The organism is Acidobacteriota bacterium (assembly GCA_020853395.1).
Lineage (GTDB): Bacteria > Acidobacteriota > Vicinamibacteria > Vicinamibacterales > SCN-69-37 > JADYYY01.
The window spans coordinates 65089-83270 of record JADYYY010000013.1; the positions used below are offsets into that span (position 1 = coordinate 65089).

The 18182-nt window shown below is 70.2% G+C and carries 17 protein-coding genes; 6 read left to right on the plus strand and 11 right to left on the minus strand.

Annotation, left to right across the window (positions count from 1 at the left end; all coding sequences use genetic code 11):
• Positions 1 to 128 precede the first annotated feature (128 nt).
• Both ftsH and IT184_13495 read left to right on the plus strand, forming a co-directional pair.
• Positions 129 to 2114 carry an ATP-dependent zinc metalloprotease FtsH gene (gene ftsH / locus IT184_13490; protein MCC7009814.1) on the plus strand — a complete coding sequence of 662 codons (1986 nt, stop codon included), beginning with the start codon at positions 129 to 131 and terminating at the stop codon, positions 2112 to 2114.
• An 11-nt stretch (positions 2115 to 2125) separates the two neighbouring features.
• Positions 2126 to 2809 (plus strand): hypothetical protein, encoded by a 684-nt coding sequence (locus tag IT184_13495; GenBank protein MCC7009815.1) that lies wholly within the window; start codon positions 2126 to 2128, stop codon positions 2807 to 2809.
• 12 nt (positions 2810 to 2821) lie between these two features.
• Here the strand turns inward: IT184_13495 and IT184_13500 are convergent, their stop codons facing one another.
• The 9 genes from IT184_13500 to IT184_13540 all read right to left on the minus strand — a co-directional run bounded on the left by IT184_13500 (position 2822) and on the right by IT184_13540 (position 10992).
• Positions 2822 to 3694, minus strand: a complete 873-nt coding sequence (locus tag IT184_13500) for an ATP-binding cassette domain-containing protein (protein ID MCC7009816.1) — start codon at positions 3692 to 3694, stop codon at positions 2822 to 2824.
• Between the two features lie 46 nt (positions 3695 to 3740).
• Positions 3741 to 4313 carry an NAD(P)H-dependent oxidoreductase gene (locus IT184_13505; GenBank protein ID MCC7009817.1) on the minus strand — a complete coding sequence of 191 codons (573 nt, stop codon included), beginning with the start codon at positions 4311 to 4313 and terminating at the stop codon, positions 3741 to 3743.
• Between the two features lie 98 nt (positions 4314 to 4411).
• Entirely contained in the window at positions 4412 to 5383 is a 972-nt protein-coding gene (locus IT184_13510; protein ID MCC7009818.1) for a DUF1684 domain-containing protein, read from the minus strand.
• Positions 5384 to 5640: 257 nt separating this feature from the next.
• Positions 5641 to 6705 (minus strand): glycosyltransferase, encoded by a 1065-nt coding sequence (locus tag IT184_13515; GenBank protein ID MCC7009819.1) that lies wholly within the window; start codon positions 6703 to 6705, stop codon positions 5641 to 5643.
• Complete coding sequence (locus tag IT184_13520; GenBank protein MCC7009820.1) at positions 6702 to 7640, minus strand: hypothetical protein; 939 nt, start codon at positions 7638 to 7640, stop codon at positions 6702 to 6704. The genes IT184_13515 and IT184_13520 overlap by 4 nt, the downstream gene beginning before the upstream one ends.
• Before the next feature lies 1 nt (position 7641).
• Positions 7642 to 8073, minus strand: coding sequence for a hypothetical protein (locus IT184_13525; protein MCC7009821.1), 432 nt, complete (start codon positions 8071 to 8073; stop codon positions 7642 to 7644).
• 82 nt (positions 8074 to 8155) lie between these two features.
• Complete coding sequence (locus tag IT184_13530) at positions 8156 to 8572, minus strand: PqqD family protein (protein ID MCC7009822.1); 417 nt, start codon at positions 8570 to 8572, stop codon at positions 8156 to 8158.
• Positions 8569 to 9864, minus strand: coding sequence for a glycosyltransferase family 4 protein (locus tag IT184_13535; protein ID MCC7009823.1), 1296 nt, complete (start codon positions 9862 to 9864; stop codon positions 8569 to 8571). The genes IT184_13530 and IT184_13535 overlap by 4 nt, the downstream gene beginning before the upstream one ends.
• Positions 9865 to 9885: 21 nt before the next feature.
• Positions 9886 to 10992 (minus strand): nucleotidyltransferase family protein, encoded by a 1107-nt coding sequence (locus IT184_13540; protein ID MCC7009824.1) that lies wholly within the window; start codon positions 10990 to 10992, stop codon positions 9886 to 9888.
• 77 nt (positions 10993 to 11069) lie between these two features.
• On the opposite strand from IT184_13540, the gene IT184_13545 reads away from it, so the two are divergent.
• The 3 genes from IT184_13545 (at position 11070) to IT184_13555 (ending at position 14265) form a co-directional block, all read left to right on the plus strand.
• Positions 11070 to 11846, plus strand: coding sequence for a hypothetical protein (locus IT184_13545; GenBank protein ID MCC7009825.1), 777 nt, complete (start codon positions 11070 to 11072; stop codon positions 11844 to 11846).
• A gap of 79 nt (positions 11847 to 11925) precedes the next feature.
• Positions 11926 to 13077 carry a sugar phosphate isomerase/epimerase gene (locus IT184_13550; protein ID MCC7009826.1) on the plus strand — a complete coding sequence of 384 codons (1152 nt, stop codon included), beginning with the start codon at positions 11926 to 11928 and terminating at the stop codon, positions 13075 to 13077.
• 156 nt (positions 13078 to 13233) lie between these two features.
• Positions 13234 to 14265 (plus strand): LLM class flavin-dependent oxidoreductase, encoded by a 1032-nt coding sequence (locus IT184_13555; protein MCC7009827.1) that lies wholly within the window; start codon positions 13234 to 13236, stop codon positions 14263 to 14265.
• Positions 14266 to 14270: 5 nt separating this feature from the next.
• On the opposite strand, the gene IT184_13560 is transcribed toward IT184_13555, so the two are convergent.
• Complete coding sequence (locus IT184_13560) at positions 14271 to 15176, minus strand: TIM barrel protein (protein MCC7009828.1); 906 nt, start codon at positions 15174 to 15176, stop codon at positions 14271 to 14273.
• 126 nt (positions 15177 to 15302) lie between these two features.
• On the opposite strand from IT184_13560, the gene IT184_13565 reads away from it, so the two are divergent.
• Positions 15303 to 15971 (plus strand): O-methyltransferase, encoded by a 669-nt coding sequence (locus IT184_13565; protein MCC7009829.1) that lies wholly within the window; start codon positions 15303 to 15305, stop codon positions 15969 to 15971.
• A gap of 12 nt (positions 15972 to 15983) precedes the next feature.
• Here IT184_13565 and IT184_13570 read toward each other — a convergent pair whose 3' ends face one another.
• Complete coding sequence (locus tag IT184_13570; GenBank protein MCC7009830.1) at positions 15984 to 18077, minus strand: PAS domain S-box protein; 2094 nt, start codon at positions 18075 to 18077, stop codon at positions 15984 to 15986.
• Positions 18078 to 18182 lie beyond the last annotated feature (105 nt).

Consider the following 18182-nt stretch of genomic DNA (forward strand, 5'->3'; position numbering starts at 1 on the left):
GGCGCGTTGGTCTCACGCCCAGTCACGCGACGCTCCGTGGAGAGAGGCGGCACGCCATCTTCAGCGATGTTATCCCAGGCGTTCGCGGAGGCGTCGTCACGCGCGCGCGTCGCCACAGAGGAGGCACGATGGCCGGGCAAGCCCAACAGGCAGCGTCGAATCCCGGACGCGATCGTCCTCCCGTCGTCCCGCCGCCGCAGCCGGCCCAGCCGCCCGCCCCGCGGCCGTGGCGCACCGAAGGGCTGCCGAATCCCGCCGGGCCACCGTCACCTCAGCGGCCGCGCTGGATGCGGATCGCGGCGATCTGGATCGTCGGCTACGCGATCGTGTTCGGCGTCCTGACGATCCAGGATCGGCTGTCGGGTCCGACGCTCGTGCCGTACACCGAGTTCAAGGCGCAGGTCGTGGGCAAGAACGTTGCCGAGGTCTTCGCGCGCGGCGACTCGATCGAGGGCCAGTTGAAGAAGCCCGCGCCGATTCCGGGACAGACGGCGGGCACCTACCAGCAGTTCACCACGGAGCGTCCGACGTTTGCTGGCGACGACCTGCTGGCCGAGCTGTCGGACGGCACCGCGATCGTGCGCGCCACGCCGCTCGTGCAGCAGCGCGGCCTGCTCACCAACCTGCTCATCTCGCTCGCGCCGCTGCTCCTGCTGGTCGGTTTCTACGTCTGGATGTTCCGCCGGCAGCAGGGCGCGCTCGGCGGGATGATCGGCAGCGGCCGGCAGAAGCGCGTCGATCCCGAGAGCGTGCGCGTGACGTTCGCCGACGTCGCCGGGATCGACGAAGTCGAAGCCGAGATCAACGAGATCGTGGACTTCCTGAAGGATCCCGGCCGGTACGAGCGGCTCGGCGCGCGGGCGCCGAAGGGCGTGCTGCTCGCCGGCGCGCCCGGCACCGGCAAGACGCTGCTCGCACGCGCGACGGCGGGCGAGGCGAAAGTGCCGTTCTTCAGCGCGAGCGCGAGCGAGTTCATCGAGATGATCGTCGGCGTCGGGGCGAGCCGCGTGCGCGAGCTGTTCGCCGAGGCGCGCAAGGTCGCCCCCGCCATCGTCTTCATCGACGAGATCGACACGATCGGCCGCGCGCGCGGTGGCGCGCGGGCGTTCGGCGGCCATGACGAGCGCGAGCAGACGCTCAACCAGATCCTGACCGAGATGGACGGCTTCTCCGGCCATGAAGGCGTGGTCGTGCTCGCGGCGACGAACCGGCCGGACGTGCTCGATCCGGCGCTGCTCCGGCCCGGGCGATTCGACCGGCAGATCATCATCCATCCGCCCGACCACAAGGGGCGCGTCGAGATCCTGAAGGTGCACACGCGCCGGGTGCCGCTCGCGGCCGACGTCGACCTCGACCGGCTCGCGTCGGCGACGCCCGGCATGACCGGTGCCGACCTCGCGAACCTCGTGAACGAGGCCGCGCTGCTCGCGGCGCGCCGGCAGCTCGACGCGGTGCACCAGCGCGAGCTGATCGACGCGCTCGAGAAAGTGCAGCTCGGCACGGCGCGCAACGTCGTGATTCCCGAGGACCAGCGGCGCCGGACCGCGTACCACGAGGCTGGGCACGCGCTCCTCGGCATGCTGCAGCCCGGCGCCGATCCGGTGCGCAAGGTGTCGATCATCCCGCGCGGCCGCGCGCTCGGCGTGACGGTGTCGACGCCGGACGCCGATCGCTACGGGTTCGACGCGAACTACCTGCGCGGCAAGATCATCGGCGCGCTCGGCGGCATGGCGGCCGAGCAGGAGGTGTTCGACGTGGTGAGCACCGGCGCCGAGAACGACCTCGAGATGGTGACGCGCGTCGCGCGGGCGATGGTCGGGCGATGGGGCATGTCGCCGCGGATCGGCACGCTCTCCGTGCTGCCGGCCGACGGCGATCCGCGGATGGCGGGCGTGTCGGACGGCCTGCTCGACGTCGTGGACGACGAGGTGCGCCGCATCACCGACGAGTGCTACGGCGAGGCGCGGCGCCTGCTGCGCGAGCACCGCGGCAAGCTCGACGCCATCGTCGCCGAGCTGCTCGAGCACGAGAGCCTGGACGAAGCCGAGATCTATGCGGCAGCCGGTTTGCCGCGGCCGACGGCGCGGCCGGAGCCGGCGCCGCTGCCGGCGTGACGGAGCGAATCATGCCCGAGACGTCGGTGGCGGCCGGCGACGCGCTGCCGCCGGAGGCGAAGGTCATCGAGGTACGCGTCGGCGAGCTGCGGCAGCTCTTCAACGCGATCGATCCGTCGCCGTTCCGCGAGCGCGATCTCGACCCGCGCGCCGAGGAGTTCATCGTCGACTGGGCGCGAGACTACCCGCACGACGCCGCGCTGGCGCTTCGCGTGCACCTCGAGCGCGGCGCCGGGCTCGCCGACGAGGCCGCGCTGCTGCGCGACGCCGTCCACGAGTACTTCCATCAGCGCGCGATCGAGGCGCAACGCCGGCTCCGCGACCTGTTCCGTCGCGGCCGCATCAGCCTGGTCATCGCCCTGTGCTTCCTCGCGGCATCGACGGCGGCCGGCGACGTGCTGGCGGACTCGTTCGGCGAATCGCGGCTCGCCGACGTGCTCCGCGAAGGCTTCCTCATCGGCGGCTGGGTCGCGATGTGGCGGCCGCTCGAGGTGTTCCTGTACGACTGGTGGCCGATTCGCGCCGACGTCCGCCTGTTCAGGCGGCTGAGCCGCATGCCCGTCCGCCTCGACTACGCCGGCGCGCGCGCGACCGACGCATGGCGATCCGACTGGCCGGCCGTCCCGGCCGCCAGGAGCGCGGGCCCATCGCATCCCGGCGCGGAACCCGCGAGCGACGACGGGACGCTGCGCTGACGGCCGCGGCCGTCACCACGGCGGCAGCGTGTTGTACAGGAACTCCCTCACGTAGGGATCGTCCGACGCGAGGATCTCGGCGGCATGACCCTCGAAATGGATCCGCCCGTCGTTCAGCAGGATGAAGTCGGCGGTCTTCGGGTTGTCCACCTGGACGATCTCGATCGCATCGCCACGCCGTACGGCTTCGTGGGTGGCGATGTAGAACGCGTCGCGGATCTGATGGGTGGCGACGATCGCGGTCACGCGTTCGAGGTCGCGCAGCTTGACGATCTCGTTGTCCACCGTCGCGGCGGTGAGCGGGTCGAGCCCGGTCGTCGGATCGTCGAAGAGCAGCAGGCTCGGCTTCGTCGCCATGCCCCGCGCGAGTCCGACGCGGCGGCGCTGCCCGCCCGACAGCTCCGACGGCAGGCGCTCGATGTACTCGCCGAGTCCGACGAAGCCGAGCACCTCCTCGACCCGCGCGCGCGCCTCGGCGAGCGGCATGTCGGTCTCTTCGTACAGGCGGTAGCCGACGTTCTCGTTCACCGTCAGCGAGTCGAACAGCGCGTTCTCCTGGAAGACCATCCCGATGTCGCGCCGCACCGCGAGCAGCTCGCGCTCCGTCATCCGATCGATGCGGTGACCGTTGACCGTGATGGCGCCAGAGTCCGGCCGGTACAGGCCGAGCAGCAGCTTGAGCAGCACGGACTTGCCGCTGCCGCTCGGCCCGAGCAGGAACAGCATGCTGCCGCGCCGGACGGAGAAGCTCACGTCCTGCAGCACCCGGTGGTCGCCGAACGCGAACGAGACGTGCTCGACGATCACGCTGGCCTGGACAGCGTCGGCTGGCTCGAGCCCGCCGGCGTCCGGCCGCGCGGCATCAATCTGCGGTGCGCCGGTCACGACAGTCATCATATGCCGTGGCCTCGACGGCCCATCCGCACGGCGCTCACGTCGTCCGCGGCAGCGCCGTGTAGACCCGCGTGATGAAGCCCTGCAGCTCGGTCATGAAGGTGCGCAGGAACTCGCGCGTGCTCTCGTTCGTCACGTCGCCGTCGTCGGTGATCAGCCCGCGCTCGAACTGGATGTACGCCTCGAACGAGTTCATCAGCGGCGAGTTGCAGAAGGCGAGGATGCTGCGCAGGTGCTGCTGCGCCACGGCGGTGCCGATCCGGCCGGGCGAGGCGCCGATGATCGCCGACGGCTTCCTCGTGAACGAGTTCTGGCCGTACGGGCGGCTCGCCCAGTCGATCGCGTTCTTGAGCGCGCCCGGGATCGACCGGTTGTACTCGGGCGTGACGAACAGCACCGCGTCCACCGACGCGATCGCCGCCTTGAAGCGCCGGGCCGCAGGCGGGAAGTCGGCGTCGTAGTCGTAGCTGTAGAGCGGCAGATCGCCGAACGCGATCTCCGTCATGACGAGCGATTCGGGCGCCAGGCGCACGAGCGCGTGCGCGAGCTTGCGGTTGATCGAGCCGCGGGCCAGGCTGCCGACGAAATAGCCAACGGTATGCGACGTCATCTCGCCTCCAGGATCTCGGCTGGGGACGAGTCCCGATTATGATGCCTGACCCATGCCGCGCGGGCGGGACCGTGCGGTATCCGACGGTCCGGCGACCGCTACCGGCCGGTCTCCGGCAGCACGACTTTCGCCGGATACGCCTTCTCGCCGGCAAGAATCTTCACCGCCAGGCGGTTCTCCGCGAGCGGAATCGGACAGGTGGTGTACGGATTGAACGCGCAGGGCGGGTTGTACGCCATGTTGAAGTCCAGCGCGACCGATCCATCGTCGCCAAGGTCCGCGTACAGGAACCGCGCGGCCTCGTACGTCTCCTTGCCGCTCGACGCGTCACGGAACACGAAGTACAACCGCTTCGGCCGCGTCGTGAACGGCCGCAGGCGGACGGGTTGACCGTCCCACGTGAACTCGACGACGCCTTCGGTCGTGTACTCGTCGACGTCGCCATAGGTGTTCATGACCTTGAGCTTCCGAGGCTCGGCATCCGGGACGAACCGGCCGACGACCCTGAACGCCGGGTCGATGTCGAACCACGTGAAGCCGAGAAAGCCTTTGGCGAGCGGCCCATTGGGATCGCGCACACGGATGCCGCGCGATTCGCCGCTCACGTGCACGACGAGGCGGACGCTGCCCAGCACGAGCTCGTCCATGCCGGGCGTGCCGTCGTCTTTGAGGGCAACTGGCCCGGTGACTGGCTGTTCGCTCACCGGTGCATCGGGCCTCGTCGACTCGAGCGAGACCACCACGCCGGGTGCCGGTTCGAAGCGAACGGTCGTGCCGGCGAGCACGAACCGGCCGAGCCGCGCCGGCGCCGATGCCGGCAGCACGACGTCGTGACCCGCGGCACTGCCCGCCGTATTGATCCCGTTCTTCAGCGGATGCAGGCCGGCGATGCTGGCGTACTCGCGCGTGTAGTCCGCTTCGTGTTTCTCGCGCCATGCGCGAACGGCATCCGCGGACCATGCCGGCACCGCCGCCGGCGGGACGCGGGGCTCGTTGCCGCCGTCCAGGTTGCATCCCATTGCCGAGATCGCCATCGCGATGGTCAACGCACGAGTGGCCTGCAGCCGCATGGTCAGATGGTATCGAACCCGTGAGCCGTCGTCCCGAGGCTGCCCGCCGGGCGGCCATGCGCGGCAGGCCGGTCGTCGAGGCGATCCTCGCACCATGTGAGCCGATCAGTCGGTGAATCAGCCTCAGCGACGACGTCGAGAGTCGATCAGGCCGCTCTTGTGTCCCGACAGGGCGTGATCTCTGCGGACCCGACAACTCCGCTGGTGCGCGCGCACCGGACGTGGCCGGAGTCGGCGCCGGCATTCGGCGGCAGCAGTCAGCGAGTGAGCGCCTTGACGCGCGCGGCGATCGCCTCGGCCGACGCTTGCCAAGTCCAGGCGCGCGCGCGTTCAGCGGCGGCGCGTCCCATCGCCGCGCGCTCGGCCGGCGGCATCTCGAAGACGGCGCGCAGGGCGTCGGCCAGCCGATCCACCGGCGTTTCACAGAAGCGCACGCGCTCGACGTGCTCCTCGAAGCCGAGGCTGTTCGTGCGGATCGAACGGCCGAGCGGCAGGTTCACTTCGCGCGTGGCGACCAGCACGCCCGTCGTTGCGTCGCAGTAGTCGAGGCACGCGCCGAACGCCGGGATCACGACCGGCGTGCCGCAGGCCATCGCCTCGAGCACGGTGCAGGCGAACCCTTCGCCGCGATAGGGCAGCACGACGGCGTCGGCACGCCGGAACAGCGCGGCGAGATCCGCCGCCGGCATGTACGCGTCGATGTATCGAATGGGCGCGACACCAGGGGCGCGTGCCGCCGATCGGATGGCGTCCGCGTAGGACTGGTCCCGATAGAAGACGTCGCGCGTGTGATCCTTCACGACCAGCGCGACGGCGTCGCCCGGCCCGAACGCGCGCGTGTACGCGTCGAGCAGCAGATCGATGCCCTTGCGCCGGACGGCAGCCCCCACGAACGCGAAGACGAACGCGTCGCCCACGCCGAGGTCCGCCCGCGGGCCATCGGGCCGGACGACCTGCGGATCGATGCCGAGCGGTATGCGGCGCACGCGAGCGGGATCGACGCCCCCGGCCACCGCGTTCTCCATCGTCCAGGTCGACTGCACCCACAGCTCGTCGTACTGCGACGACAGCACGTCCACCCATCGCCGCGGATAAGGGCCGAAGTCCCACGGCCGGACGGCGATCCGATGGCGGCCCCGCGGCGTCTCGTCGCCGAACCGGACGGAGAAGTCGTGGTGGATGCCGACGTCCGCATCGCTTCCCTCGTCGAGCAGCTCGACGTCGCCACGTGCGCTCAGCGCCTGGTGCCATTGCCGGTTGATGGCGCTGAACGCCGACAACGCGTCGAGCGGCCCATGAAGGTGGATGGTCGGCGGCGTCACGACCGCACGAAGGCCACGAACTGATCGAGTTCGCCGAGATTCGGGCTCAACGCCACGTCGAAGCACTGCGCCGGAGCCACGAAAGCGGTCACCAACCGGAGCAGATCCCACCGGTCGGCGGGGCCGGCGAAGCTGTGCGCCGGGGCGATGGCATCGAGGATCCTGATCGCTGCCTCACGTCCGGTGACCGGCCGAGCGTCGAACCGCCGGCCAACGCGCGGGAAGTACACGCGATCGGCATGCCGGTCCTGGTAGGGGATCACCGGCACGAGCCCTTCGAGTGTGACCTCTTTCTTCAGCGTGCCGGCGAAGTCCTGGGGAGCCGCATCGAGCGGAGCCGGCAACAGGTGGCGTTCGCTCTCTTCGGTCAGCCGGATGTTGCTGTCGCAGCCGCTCACGACGATGCGGCCGGCGCGGCGACGCACGACGATCTGGTCGTCGGCGAGGACCGCGCCGCCGGCCTGTCCGAGCGCCAGGCTGGTCGTGGACTTGCCGGCGCCCTTGTCACCCAGCAGGACGTGTGTCCGTCCGTCGATGTCGACCGCGGCGCCGTGCAGGCGAACGACCTCGCAGAGTTGCAGCAGCTTGTGCACGAACATGGCGAAGCCGTGTTCGAGATCGGCATCCGACCACCCTGGCGCATGGAGCGTCAGCGTCGCCTGGATCGGCCGCTCCGCCAGGTCCGCATCGAGTGACATCAGGTCGCAGGTCACGTGCACGCACGTCCCGCGTCGCACGATCGCCAGCGCATCGCCGCGGCGCACGTCCGGCTGCGCGTCGGGACGGGTGTCGACGCGCAGGATCACGTCTGGCGCGACGCCGGGCCAGATGCGCGGCAGCGATCGGAAGCGGCGCAGCATCGCCCCTTCCCAGAACGGCCCCGTGTTCGCGAGCGCAAGAGCGAACGAGCCGAAACGGACGGCTGGCCAGGACACCTCAGAGATACCGGCGCGCGCGAATCCACAGCGCGCGCGGTGCCGCCAGCCACGCTGCCCGGCGGATGTGGTCGCGCCAGAGCACCCCGATCGTGTGCCACCGCCACGACCACGACGACGTCGCGAGCCACACATCATCGCGGCGACGGCCGACGACGCGCGCCAGCACGTCCTCGAACGGGACGAGATACTCGCGCCGGCCGGGGATGCTGTCGCCCATGATGACGAACCGGCCGCGGCGGCGATCGATGGCGACGACGCGCCGCGTCGGGAACTTGTCTTCGAAGCGGTAGGTCACGACGTCGCCGACGCGGACGTCACGCCACGCGACCGGCTCCAGCCGCACCTCGTCGCCTTCCCGGAGCACCGGCAGCATCGTCAGCCCATGGAAGTACGCGAGGTGACGATTCGCGTGCGCGAGCTGCAGCTCCATGGCGGCGAGGCGTCTGGCGACGCGGTCGTCCAGGGGACGGCCATCGGAGCGGGCGGATGGAGTCGCCGCGACCATGATGTGTTCACTCCCCGCTGAGCATCAGTTGATCCAGCTTGCCGTGTTTCTCCATGTGCGGCGAGACGTAGGGACCGTCGATGGCGATCGTCGCCGGCGCGGTCGCCGCGATCGTGGTGGTCTCGATCAGCCCTTCGGCGACGAGCGCGTCCAACAGGGCGGCGACGTCCGCGCTGACGGCGGTCGCCGGCGCGTCGAGCGCCGCGGCGAGGGCCGCGGCCAGCTCGTCGCGTTCACGCCCGCCGTCCTTGAGGAGCGCCCAGACCGCGGTCGCGGTCTGGTTCAGCCCGTAGTAGTGATACGTCTCGAAGTTGATGACGACGGCCTCGCCGTCGATGAGTTGTTCGGCCGTGTGATCGGCCCGCACGGCATAGCGCGACATCGCGTGCTGGGTCTCCTTCACGTGGCGCGGCGCTGGCGTCACGATCGCGCAAGCATCGCGCGATACGCATCGACCGTCAAGCCCACGGACCGAGCCCAGCGGAAGTGTCCGGCACGTTCCACGCCCCGCGCCGCGAGCGCGGCGTTTCGTCGCGCGGCCGTGATGGCGTCCACGAGGCCGTCCGCATCGGCTGGATCGACGAGCAGCGCGGCGTCGCCCGCGACTTCCGGCAACGCGCCGCCCGTCGTCGTCACGACCGGGACGCCGCACTGCATCGCCTCGAGCACGGGCAGTCCGAAGCCTTCGTAGTGGGAGGGATAGACGAAGACGTCGGCGCCCGCGTAGAGCGGCGCGAGATCGGCGTCGGCGACGAAGCCGGTGACGTGGAGGCGATCGCGGATCGCGGCCGAGGCCAGCGCGTCCATGATCGGCTGCGTCTTCCATCCCATCGCGCCGACGAGCACGAGCTGGAGGTCGGCGTGGCCCGGCTGTTCGACGAGCCGCGCGACACACCGGACGAGGTGCGCCAGGTTCTTCCGCGGTTCGATCGTGCCGAGGCTCAGCAGGTACGGCCGGTCGCCGAGCCCGTAGCGGCGGCGAACGTCGGCCAGACGTGTCGGATCGCGGACCGGGTGGAAGATCGCGGAATCGGCCGCCAGCGGAACCACGAACATGCGCGACGGATCGATGCCGGCGTGCTCGGCGGTGTCGAGCTGGACCTGCCGCGAGTAGCAGATGATCCAGTCGCGATCGCGGTCGAGGCTGGCGAGCGCCGCGCGCATCCACCCGCCGGCGCGCTCGTCGCACCACTCGGGGAACATGAGCGGGACGACGTCGTGCACGGTGAGCGCCCGCGCGCGGGCGCTCACGCGCGTCCTCGCGGCGAGCGGCGGGCGCAGCGAGTGATAGACGTCGTAGGTCGTCGTTCGATCGGCAGGGCGCGCGAGCCGGTTGGTGAGCGCCAGCTCGGCCATGAGCTTCGCGGCCGCAGGGGCGGCCTCGCCCAGGCCGGCGATGCGATCGACGAGCGACGTCGTGTCCTCCCGCTCGACGGTGGGATGCCGCCAGAACGAGACGCGCCGGCCCGCGAGCGCGCCGCCGTTGAGGCGATCGTATCGTCGCAGTTGGATCTCGGCGAGATAGGCCTCGAGCGCGCCGACGTCGATCTCGAGATCGGTGTGCCGCAGCGCTTCGAGCACGAAGCCCTCGGTCGCTCGAAAGATGCCGGCGCGCCCGATGCCCGGCGTGACGCCGAAGCCGAGCGGCGCGGCGTCGATCAGGACGCGGAGCCGAGCAGGTGGGGACTCCGGTGCGAGAGGGGCCGGCGGCTGCATGCTCGAGGCGATCGCGCGCGCCTACTGCAGCCGATGGCGGATGCGGTCGAGGATCATGGCCGGCACGCTGCGCGGGCTTTCGGCTTTCCAGAACGCGCTCAAGTACCGAAGGAACCGAAGCGGACCGGCGTGCGCGCCGCGGCCGCGTTCGTACGCGGTGTAGTCGAACCAGATGCGCAGCATGCCGGCGGTCACGCCCGGCTGCATCTGCGCCCAGAGCGCGGCGCGCTCGCGCCGGCCGGATGGTCGCGCCCCCAGGCGATCGAGCACGGCTGTCGGCACCGGCACCTGCGTGCGATCGGCGAGATAGCGCAGGCCGCGCTCCAGCGTCAGCAGGAGGCCGCGGCGCTGGCCTTCCGCGAGCAGCCGGTCCCAGTCGATCGCCGGCCCGCGCGCGCGGACGAGCAGGGTGGCATCGGCGATCCAGCGGATCGACGGCACGGGATTCCAGACGATGCCGTGCGCGATGACGTGGAGCAGTTGGTCGGTCGGGCAGAGCGCGAGCGTCCGCACGCCGCGCACCTCGAGCGCCTCGGCCGCCGCCCACAGCTCATCATCGGATGCGTAGCCGACGCGGAACACGCGCCAGTGCAGATCGAGCTGCCGCGCCTCGCGATCGACGAAGGTCCAGGCGTTGCGAGGCTCGGCCGGCCAGGCCGGCGGGTCGGTGGACGGCTGCCAGCCCGCCGCGCGGAGCACACGCAGCGCCGGTCCGGTATCGGTCGGCCTGACGAGCACGTCGACATCCGCCATCGGCCGGCAGGCTTCGTCCGGGTAGCACGTGAGCGCGAGCGGGACGCCCTTCAGCAGCACGGTCAGGATGCCGGCGCCATGGAGGGCCGATAGCACGCGCGCGACCTCCTCGAAGAGCACCTGGTTCTTGTACCAACTGCGGCGATGCACGCCCTTGAGCTCGGCCGTGAGCGGCGAGCTGACGCCGAGCCGCGTCAGGTTGCGATAGACGAGCGGCAGCAGCCGCACCGAGCCTTCGTCGATCTCGGGGAAGCCCGCCGTCCGTTCCCATGTTCGCCATGCCGCACGGGCGTCGTCGCCGTCGAGGAGCGCGGCGCGGAGCAGCGCGTCCTGCTCGGCGGTCGGCCAGCACGCGGATCGTGTCGTACGCGCCATTCAACGGGCCGTTCGCTTCGTCATCCAACCCCACAGCATAGAGCACCGGCCGCGCCGGTTTCTTCTATCATCTCTCCATGTCCTCGCTCGTCCTCCGAACGTCCGAGCTGGAGGCGGAGCGCGCGCGGCTGTCCGATCTCGAGGCGCGCCTCGCCGAGCGGGAGCGCGAGCTGGCCCGCCTCAAGATCGAGCTGCACCATCTGCAGACGCGCTATTTGAGCGAGATCGGCGTGCTGTACCGCGAGCTCAGCGAGCTCGAGGCGGCGGTGATCGCCGCCGAGGTCCGGGCCGGCCTTCGGCCCCCGCCCTCACCGCAGGAGGCCGACGGCGAGACCGCGGATCCGAGCGAGACCGCGTCGGCCGATTCGTGCGCGAACCCGGCGGCACCGTCCGTCGATCTGAAGCGCATGTTCCGCGACGTGGCGAAAGCAGTCCATCCCGACCTCGCGCTCGACGAGCTGGCGCGCTGCCGCCGCCACTCGCTGATGGCCGAGGCCAACCGGGCGTACGCCGAGCGCGACGAAGACCGTCTGCGGTTGATCCTCAGCACCTGGGTGAGCAGTCCGGAGGCGGTGACCGGGGACGGCCCGGAAGCCGACGTCCAGCGCATCGAGCGGCGTATCGCGGCGATCCACGATCGGCTGCAGGGGATTGACGCAGAGGTTCGCGAGCTGCGACGGTCGGCCATCTGGCGGCTCAAGGGCAAGATCGACCAAGCCCGGCGGCAGGGGTGGGACCTCTTCGCCGAGATGCTGCTGCAGGTCAAACGGGAGATCGTCAGGGCCCGGGCCAGGCTCGTCCGCCTCGCCGCATCCGGCGGATCGCCCGCGGATGGGACGATCCGCGGGGCCTGAATTCGTGTAACGTTCTGGCCTGCATCGGCGTTATACCTGGGTCATCCAATCGCACGCCGCGACGGCGGGAGGCTTGGTCATGAGTGTTACGCGACGAGAGTTCGGGAAACTGGCGCTGGCGAGCCTGCCGGCGGCCCTGATGGAACGGCGGCTCTTCGGCGAGGTGTTCGCGCAGACGAAGCCGAACTCCCGCTTCAGCGGCGTGCAGATCGGCGTCATCACCTACAGCTATCGCTCGATGGACGATCAGAGCCTCGAAGCGACGATCAGGTACATCCTCGGGAGCGGCATCAACGCCGTCGAGCTCATGGACGGGCCGATCGAGAACTTCCTCGGCCGTCCCGCGCCGAACCGCGGCGGTGGCGCGGGCCGGCCGGGCGGGCCAGGCGGACCGGGTGGCGCGCGGGGTGCCGCGGCGGCGCCGGCGGGCCCCACGCCGTACGAGCAGTTGATGGCCGGCACGATGCCGCAGTGCACGCCCAATCAGGGGCGCGAAGGTGGTGGCGGTGGCCGCGCCGGCGGCGGCGGACGGGCGATGCCCTCACCCGAGCAGATCGCCGCGCAGCAGGCCGCGGCCGACGAGCTCAGGAAATGGCGGTTGTCCGCGTCGATGGACAAGGTGAAGCAGGCGCGGAAGATGCTCAACGACGCCGGCATCACCGTCTACGCCTACAAGCCCGACGGCATCCAGAAGAACATGCAGACGACGGATGCCGAGTACGACTACATCTTCAGCATCGCCTCCACGCTCGGCGCTTCCCACCTCACGATGGAACTGCCGGCCGGACCCGATGCGGATGCGCTCCTCAAGCGAATCGCCGGCTTCGCGCAGAAGCACAAGGTCTACGCCGCGTACCACACGCACGGGCAGGGGACGATGACGGCGTTCGATCGGGCGATGCAGATCTCCGACTGGAACCGCATCAACGTGGATCTCGGCCACTACGTCGCCGCGGGCAACGTCGGCGGCAGCCCGATCCAGTTCCTGCAGAAGCACCACGCGAAGATCATGAGCTTCCACCTGAAGGATCGAACGCTGCCCGAGCACTGCTCGCTGACGGTGCCGTTCGGCCGGGGCGACGGGCAGATCAAGGAAATCCTCCAGACGCTCAAGCGGAACAAGTGGACGTTCCCCGCGACGATCGAGCTCGAGTACCCGGTCCCCGCCGGCTCCGACGCCGTCGCCGAAGTCCGCAACTGCGTCGAGTTCGCCAAAGCCGCACTGGCCTGACCGAAGCAGGGCAGAGGGCAGAGGGCAAAGGGCAGAGGGCAAAGGTGAAGGGACGAAGGGATAAGGGCCGGTAGAATTTCGCCCTTTTCTCCTTTGCCCTTCCTTTCCCCTTTCCCCTTTACCTCTGCCCTTTGCCCTCTGCCCTTTGCCCTGAAGATGTCTCTCGTCATCGGTGTCGATACCTTCGGCGACGTGACGGTCGACGCCGAGGGGCGGCGGCTGTCGCAGGCGCAGGTCCTGCGCAACGTCGTCGCGGAAGCCGTGCTGGCCGAACAGGTCGGGATCGAGGCCTTCGGTGTCGGCGAGCATCATCGCCCCGACTTCGCGGTGTCGGCGCCCGAGGTCGTGCTCGCCGCGATCGCGACGAAGACGTCCAGTATCCTGCTCGGCTCGGCCGTGACCGTGCTGAGCACCGACGATCCCGTGCGCGTCTTCGAGCGGTTCTCGACGCTCAACGCGCTGTCGAACGGACGGGCCGAGGTGATTCTCGGCCGCGGATCGTTCACCGAGTCCTATCCGCTGTTCGGCTACGACCTGTCGCACTACGAGCAACTGTTCGAGGAGAAGCTCGCGCTGTTCACGGCGCTGCTGCAGGGCACGCCGGTCACTTGGCGCGGGACGTCATGGACGACGACGCTCGAGAACCAGACGGTGTACGCGCCAATCGAGAGCGGGCGGCTTCGCGCGTGGGTGGGCGTCGGCGGCAGTCCCGACTCGGTCCTCCGCGCCGCGCGGCACGGTCTGCCGCTGACGCTCGCGATCATCGGGGGCGACCCGGAGCGCTTCCTGCCGTACGCGACGCTCTATCGGCAGGCGCTGGATCAGTTCGAGCAGCCCGACCTGCCGATCGCCGTACACTCGCCCGGCCACGTGGCCGACACCGACGAGGACGCGAAAGCGCAGATCTGGCCGCACTACGAGCAGATGATGTCGCGCATCGGTGCCGAGCGCGGCTGGGCGCCGGTGACGCGCGCGCACTTCGAGCGGGAGGCCGGGCCCAGCGGTGCGCTGTGCGTCGGATCGCCCGAGACGGTCGCACGCAAGATCGCCGGCACCGTGCGCGCTCTCGGGCTGTCGCGCTTCGACCTGAAGTACAGCAGCGGCACGCTGCCGCACGAACAGCTCCTCAGAAGCCTCGAGCTGTTCGGCACGAAGGTGGCGCCGAGGGTGAGGGAGCTCTCGAGCTGACGCGCTCACATGTGCTCGAGCACGACGCCTCTGACCTCGTCGATGCTCGCGTAGGGATCGGGGCCGGCCGGGATGCCCTGTTCGATCGAGTAGATGCCGGTGTACTTGAACTCCTCGCGCATCATCCGCAGGGCGATCGGCAGGTCGTAGCGCGCGGGCACGAGCCGCATGTGCGTGTTGCCGACCGTGAAGGGGAACATCGCGCGCATGCCCGCATGCTGCGCCGGCTGATCGCCGAAGTTGGCAAGGTCCACGTTGGCGTACGCGCCGGCGGCCTCGATCACGTCCGTGAGCAGGACGAACGGCGGGGGCGCGGCCGGTGTCCCGCCGCCAGCGCCGCGAGGTTCCAGCGAGACCTTCACGCCCTTGGCCTTGCCGTAGTCGCTCATCGACTTCAAGGTCGCGATCGCGATCGCCCGGTTCTGTTCGGTGAGCTGGCCCTGGTTGATCATGATGCGCGGGCATCCCAGCGTCACGCAGTGATCGATCCATCGCCGCGTCAGATCGACCGCCTGCCATCGTCCCACCTGCGTGTCGGCCGAGATCGTCATCGCGCCGCCCAGCTCGAGGTTGACGTTCGAGACGCGCGACTTCGTGCGCTCGAGCTTCGTGCGGAAGGCGGCGAGGTACGCGTCGTCGGTCGAGAGCAGATACGAGTGCTGGAGCTCGACGTTGTGGACGCCGAACCGGTCGGCGAACATCTCGCCGAGGTCCATGATGTCGAGCGTGCGTTTCGGATCGTCCGGTGCCGTCGGACTCTTCAGCACGGGGCCGAACGTGAGGCTCATGATCGCGAGCCGCGCGAGCTTCGCTGGATCGGCGGCGGCGCGCTGCGCGCCGGCACGCCGGGCGAACACGACTGGCGCCGCGGCTGCCGCCGTGGCGCTCGACAGGAATTCTCGACGCGTCATCGCTTCCTCCATCGGCCGGCCGGTGCGCTTCTCCCGAACCCTCGGTGAACGCACGCGCCTGACGCGCCGAGCATAGTCCAGAACCGGCGGGGGCGTGCCGCTGAGCGTCTCGAAGTACCATCGGTCATGCGCTTCGCCGCCTTGCCCTTCAGCGTGTGGCTGCTCGTCGTCTCCGGGTGCGCCGTCCAGGCGCCGGACTCCGGGGGCGGCGCCGCTCGGACGCCGGGCGTCCGCGGCACCCTGACGCCGGCCATCGAGGCCGTTCTGGCCGACATCAGAAGCGCCGACGAGGGTCAGCTCGCCGTGTCCGAGGAGGATGGCCGATTCCTGCGCATGCTCGTCGCGTCGTCCGATGCACGTTCGATTCTGGAGATCGGCGGCGCGAGCGGGTACAGCGCGATCTGGCTCGGGCTCGCCGCGCGTGAAACCGGCGGGCGCGTCGTCTCGATCGAATACGACCCGGTACGGGCGAAGGAGGGCGCCGCGAACGTCGCGCGCGCCGGGCTCGACGACGTCGTCCGCAACGTCCAGGGGGACGCGTTCGCGGAGATTCCGAAGCTGCCCGGCACGTTCGACTTCGTGTTCCTCGACGCCTGGAAGCCGGACTACGTCAAGTTCCTCGCGCTCGTGATGCCGCGCCTTGCGCCCGGCGGTCTGTTCGTGGCGCACAACGTCGTCAACAAGAAGAGCGAGATGGAGCCGTTTCTCGAGGCCATCCAGCACGACGCGCGTCTCTTCACGACGATTGTCTCGCCGTCGAGCGAAGGGATGTCCGTGTCGTACCGCGTGCGTTGATCGCGCGCGGCGTCAGACCAGCCGGTGCGGGCGATCGCGGACGATGTCGATCAAGACTGCCGGCGCCACCGGTTTGACGACGTGATGGTCGAAGCCGGCCAGCGCGCTGCGGCGCCGATCCTCGTCCTGGCCCCACCCGGTGAGCGCGACGATCGTCATGGTCGATCCGCCCGGTTGCCGCCGGATCCGCCGGCACACCTCGTAGCCGTCGAGGTCCGGCATGCCGATGTCGAGCAGCACGACTTCCGGACGAAACGCCTCGGCTTCGCGCACCGCGGCATGGCCGCCGAAGGCCAGCCGCACGGTGCAGCCCGCGCTTTCGAGCAGCAGCCCGACCATCTCGGCGGCGTCCGTGTTGTCGTCGGCCACGAGCACGCGGCGCGACAGGCGGGCGCCGTCCGGCTGGCCCGTGTCGGCGGTGCGGGGAGTCGAGCGCCCCGCGACGACCGGCAGGTGCACGACGAAGGTGCTGCCGCGGCCGATCCCCTCGCTCGTCGCGTGGATCGTGCCCGCGTGCATCTCGACCAGCCGGCGCGCCAGCGCCAGGCCGATGCCGAGGCCGCCTGCGCCTCGTCCTGGCGTGGACGCCTGCGTGAACAGCTCGAACACGCGATCGATCATCTCGGCCGGAATGCCGATGCCGTTGTCGCGCACTTCGATGCACGCCATGTCGCGGTCGCGTTCGGCCGTGACCTCCAGATGGCCGCCGGACTCGGTGTAGTTGGCGGCGTTGTTCAGGAGATTGCCGAAGACCTGCGTCAGCCGCGTGGCGTCGGCGTCGAGCAGGATCGGCTCCTCGGCGTATCGCACGGTGAGCGCGTGTCCGTGCTGCTGGATCAACGGTCGGCTCGTCTCGATCGCGGCGTCGAGCACGTCCTGGAGCAGCACCGGCCCGCGGCGCAGCATGAGCTTGCCGCGTGAGAGCCGGGAGACGTCGAGCAGGTCGTCGAGCAGCCGCGCCATCTGCGAAACCTGCCGGCCGATGACGTCGTGGCAGCGCCGGAGCGCTTCGTCGGCCGGCGTGTGGGACTGCAGGATCGCCAGGGCCGTGCGCAGCGGCGCCAGCGGGTTGCGGAGCTCGTGCGCGAGCATCGCCAGGAACTCGTCCTTGCGGCGGTCGGCTTCGCGCAGCTCTTCGTTGGCCGCGCGCAGGGCGTCTTCCGCCTGCTTGCGGTCGTGGATGTCCTGGATGATCGCCACGGCGAGCGGAGGCTTGCCGCCCACCGCGGGCAGCACCGTGCCGGTCACGAGGACCCAGCGCACCGTGCCGTCCTTGCGCATGTAGCGCTTCTCGTGCTGCCAGCCGGGCGCACGCTCTGCGAGCACGCGCTGGACGGCGTCGACGTCCCGCTGCCGGTCGTCGGGATGCGTGATGTCGGAGAACGTCTTCTGCAGCAGCTCGGCGTCCGTGTACCCGGTCATCTCGCACAGCTTCCGGTTCACGCGGATGAAACGACCGGTCTGCGGGTTCGTCTGGGCGGCGCCGGCGGCCGACAGCTCGAAGATGGAGCGGAACTCCGTCTCGCTGATGCGCAGCGCGCGTTCCGCCCGCGCGCGCTCCACGGCCGGATACAGGTGCCCCGCGACGTCGTGCAGCAGATGGATCTCGTCGCGGCGCCACTCCCGCGGCTGTGCCGAGCCCACCGCCAAGAGTACCGTCACGCCGTCGTCGGCCAGGAGCGGCTCGACGATGAACGCCGCGACGCCGAGCGCGTTCAGCCGTGCGACGCGCCCGGCCGTGCGGCGATCGCGCGAGACGTCCGAGACGACCGTGCTCTTCGCGCCGACGATCTCGTCCAGCCGATCGAAGACGAGCAGCTCGCTCGTCGGATACGAGCCGACGAGCCAGGGCGGCGCCTTCGGGCTCTGATGCTGAATCGTCACGGTGCGGCCGTCGGGCGTCATCGCACCGAACGCCGCGCGATCGACGAGCAGGTGCTCGCGGAGCGCGTTCAGCGCGTAGTCGAGCAGCCGGTCCTGATCGCGGAGGTGTACCAGCGCGGCCCGCAGGTCGTCGAGGAAGGCGGCGTGCCGCCGGGCGCCGGCTACCTCAGGGCTGGCGTGCGTGGCGCTGGTCGAGTCGCCGGATCGCTGGTCCACGCTCACGGGGCCTCACCCGCTGGCACGCGACCCGCAGCCCCGCGGGCGAGCGGTGCTGCCGCCGCGGCGGGAGGGGAAGGCACATCCTACCGCAGGTGCCGGCGGGAGGAT

What these genes read in the sequence shown, in the direction of transcription:
- ftsH (MCC7009814.1), top strand. Translation starts at nt 129, where the DNA reads ATGGCCGGGCAAGCCCAACAGGCAGCGTCGAATCCCGGACGCGATCGT.
- IT184_13495 (MCC7009815.1), top strand. Translation starts at nt 2,126, where the DNA reads ATGCCCGAGACGTCGGTGGCGGCCGGCGACGCGCTGCCGCCGGAGGCG.
- IT184_13505 (MCC7009817.1), bottom strand. Translation starts at nt 4,313, where the DNA reads ATGACGTCGCATACCGTTGGCTATTTCGTCGGCAGCCTGGCCCGCGGC.
- IT184_13510 (MCC7009818.1), bottom strand. Translation starts at nt 5,383, where the DNA reads ATGCGGCTGCAGGCCACTCGTGCGTTGACCATCGCGATGGCGATCTCG.
- IT184_13525 (MCC7009821.1), bottom strand. Translation starts at nt 8,073, where the DNA reads ATGGAGCTGCAGCTCGCGCACGCGAATCGTCACCTCGCGTACTTCCAT.
- IT184_13535 (MCC7009823.1), bottom strand. Translation starts at nt 9,864, where the DNA reads ATGCAGCCGCCGGCCCCTCTCGCACCGGAGTCCCCACCTGCTCGGCTC.
- IT184_13540 (MCC7009824.1), bottom strand. Translation starts at nt 10,992, where the DNA reads ATGGCGCGTACGACACGATCCGCGTGCTGGCCGACCGCCGAGCAGGAC.
- IT184_13545 (MCC7009825.1), top strand. Translation starts at nt 11,070, where the DNA reads ATGTCCTCGCTCGTCCTCCGAACGTCCGAGCTGGAGGCGGAGCGCGCG.
- IT184_13550 (MCC7009826.1), top strand. Translation starts at nt 11,926, where the DNA reads ATGAGTGTTACGCGACGAGAGTTCGGGAAACTGGCGCTGGCGAGCCTG.
- IT184_13555 (MCC7009827.1), top strand. Translation starts at nt 13,234, where the DNA reads ATGTCTCTCGTCATCGGTGTCGATACCTTCGGCGACGTGACGGTCGAC.
- IT184_13560 (MCC7009828.1), bottom strand. Translation starts at nt 15,176, where the DNA reads ATGACGCGTCGAGAATTCCTGTCGAGCGCCACGGCGGCAGCCGCGGCG.
- IT184_13565 (MCC7009829.1), top strand. Translation starts at nt 15,303, where the DNA reads ATGCGCTTCGCCGCCTTGCCCTTCAGCGTGTGGCTGCTCGTCGTCTCC.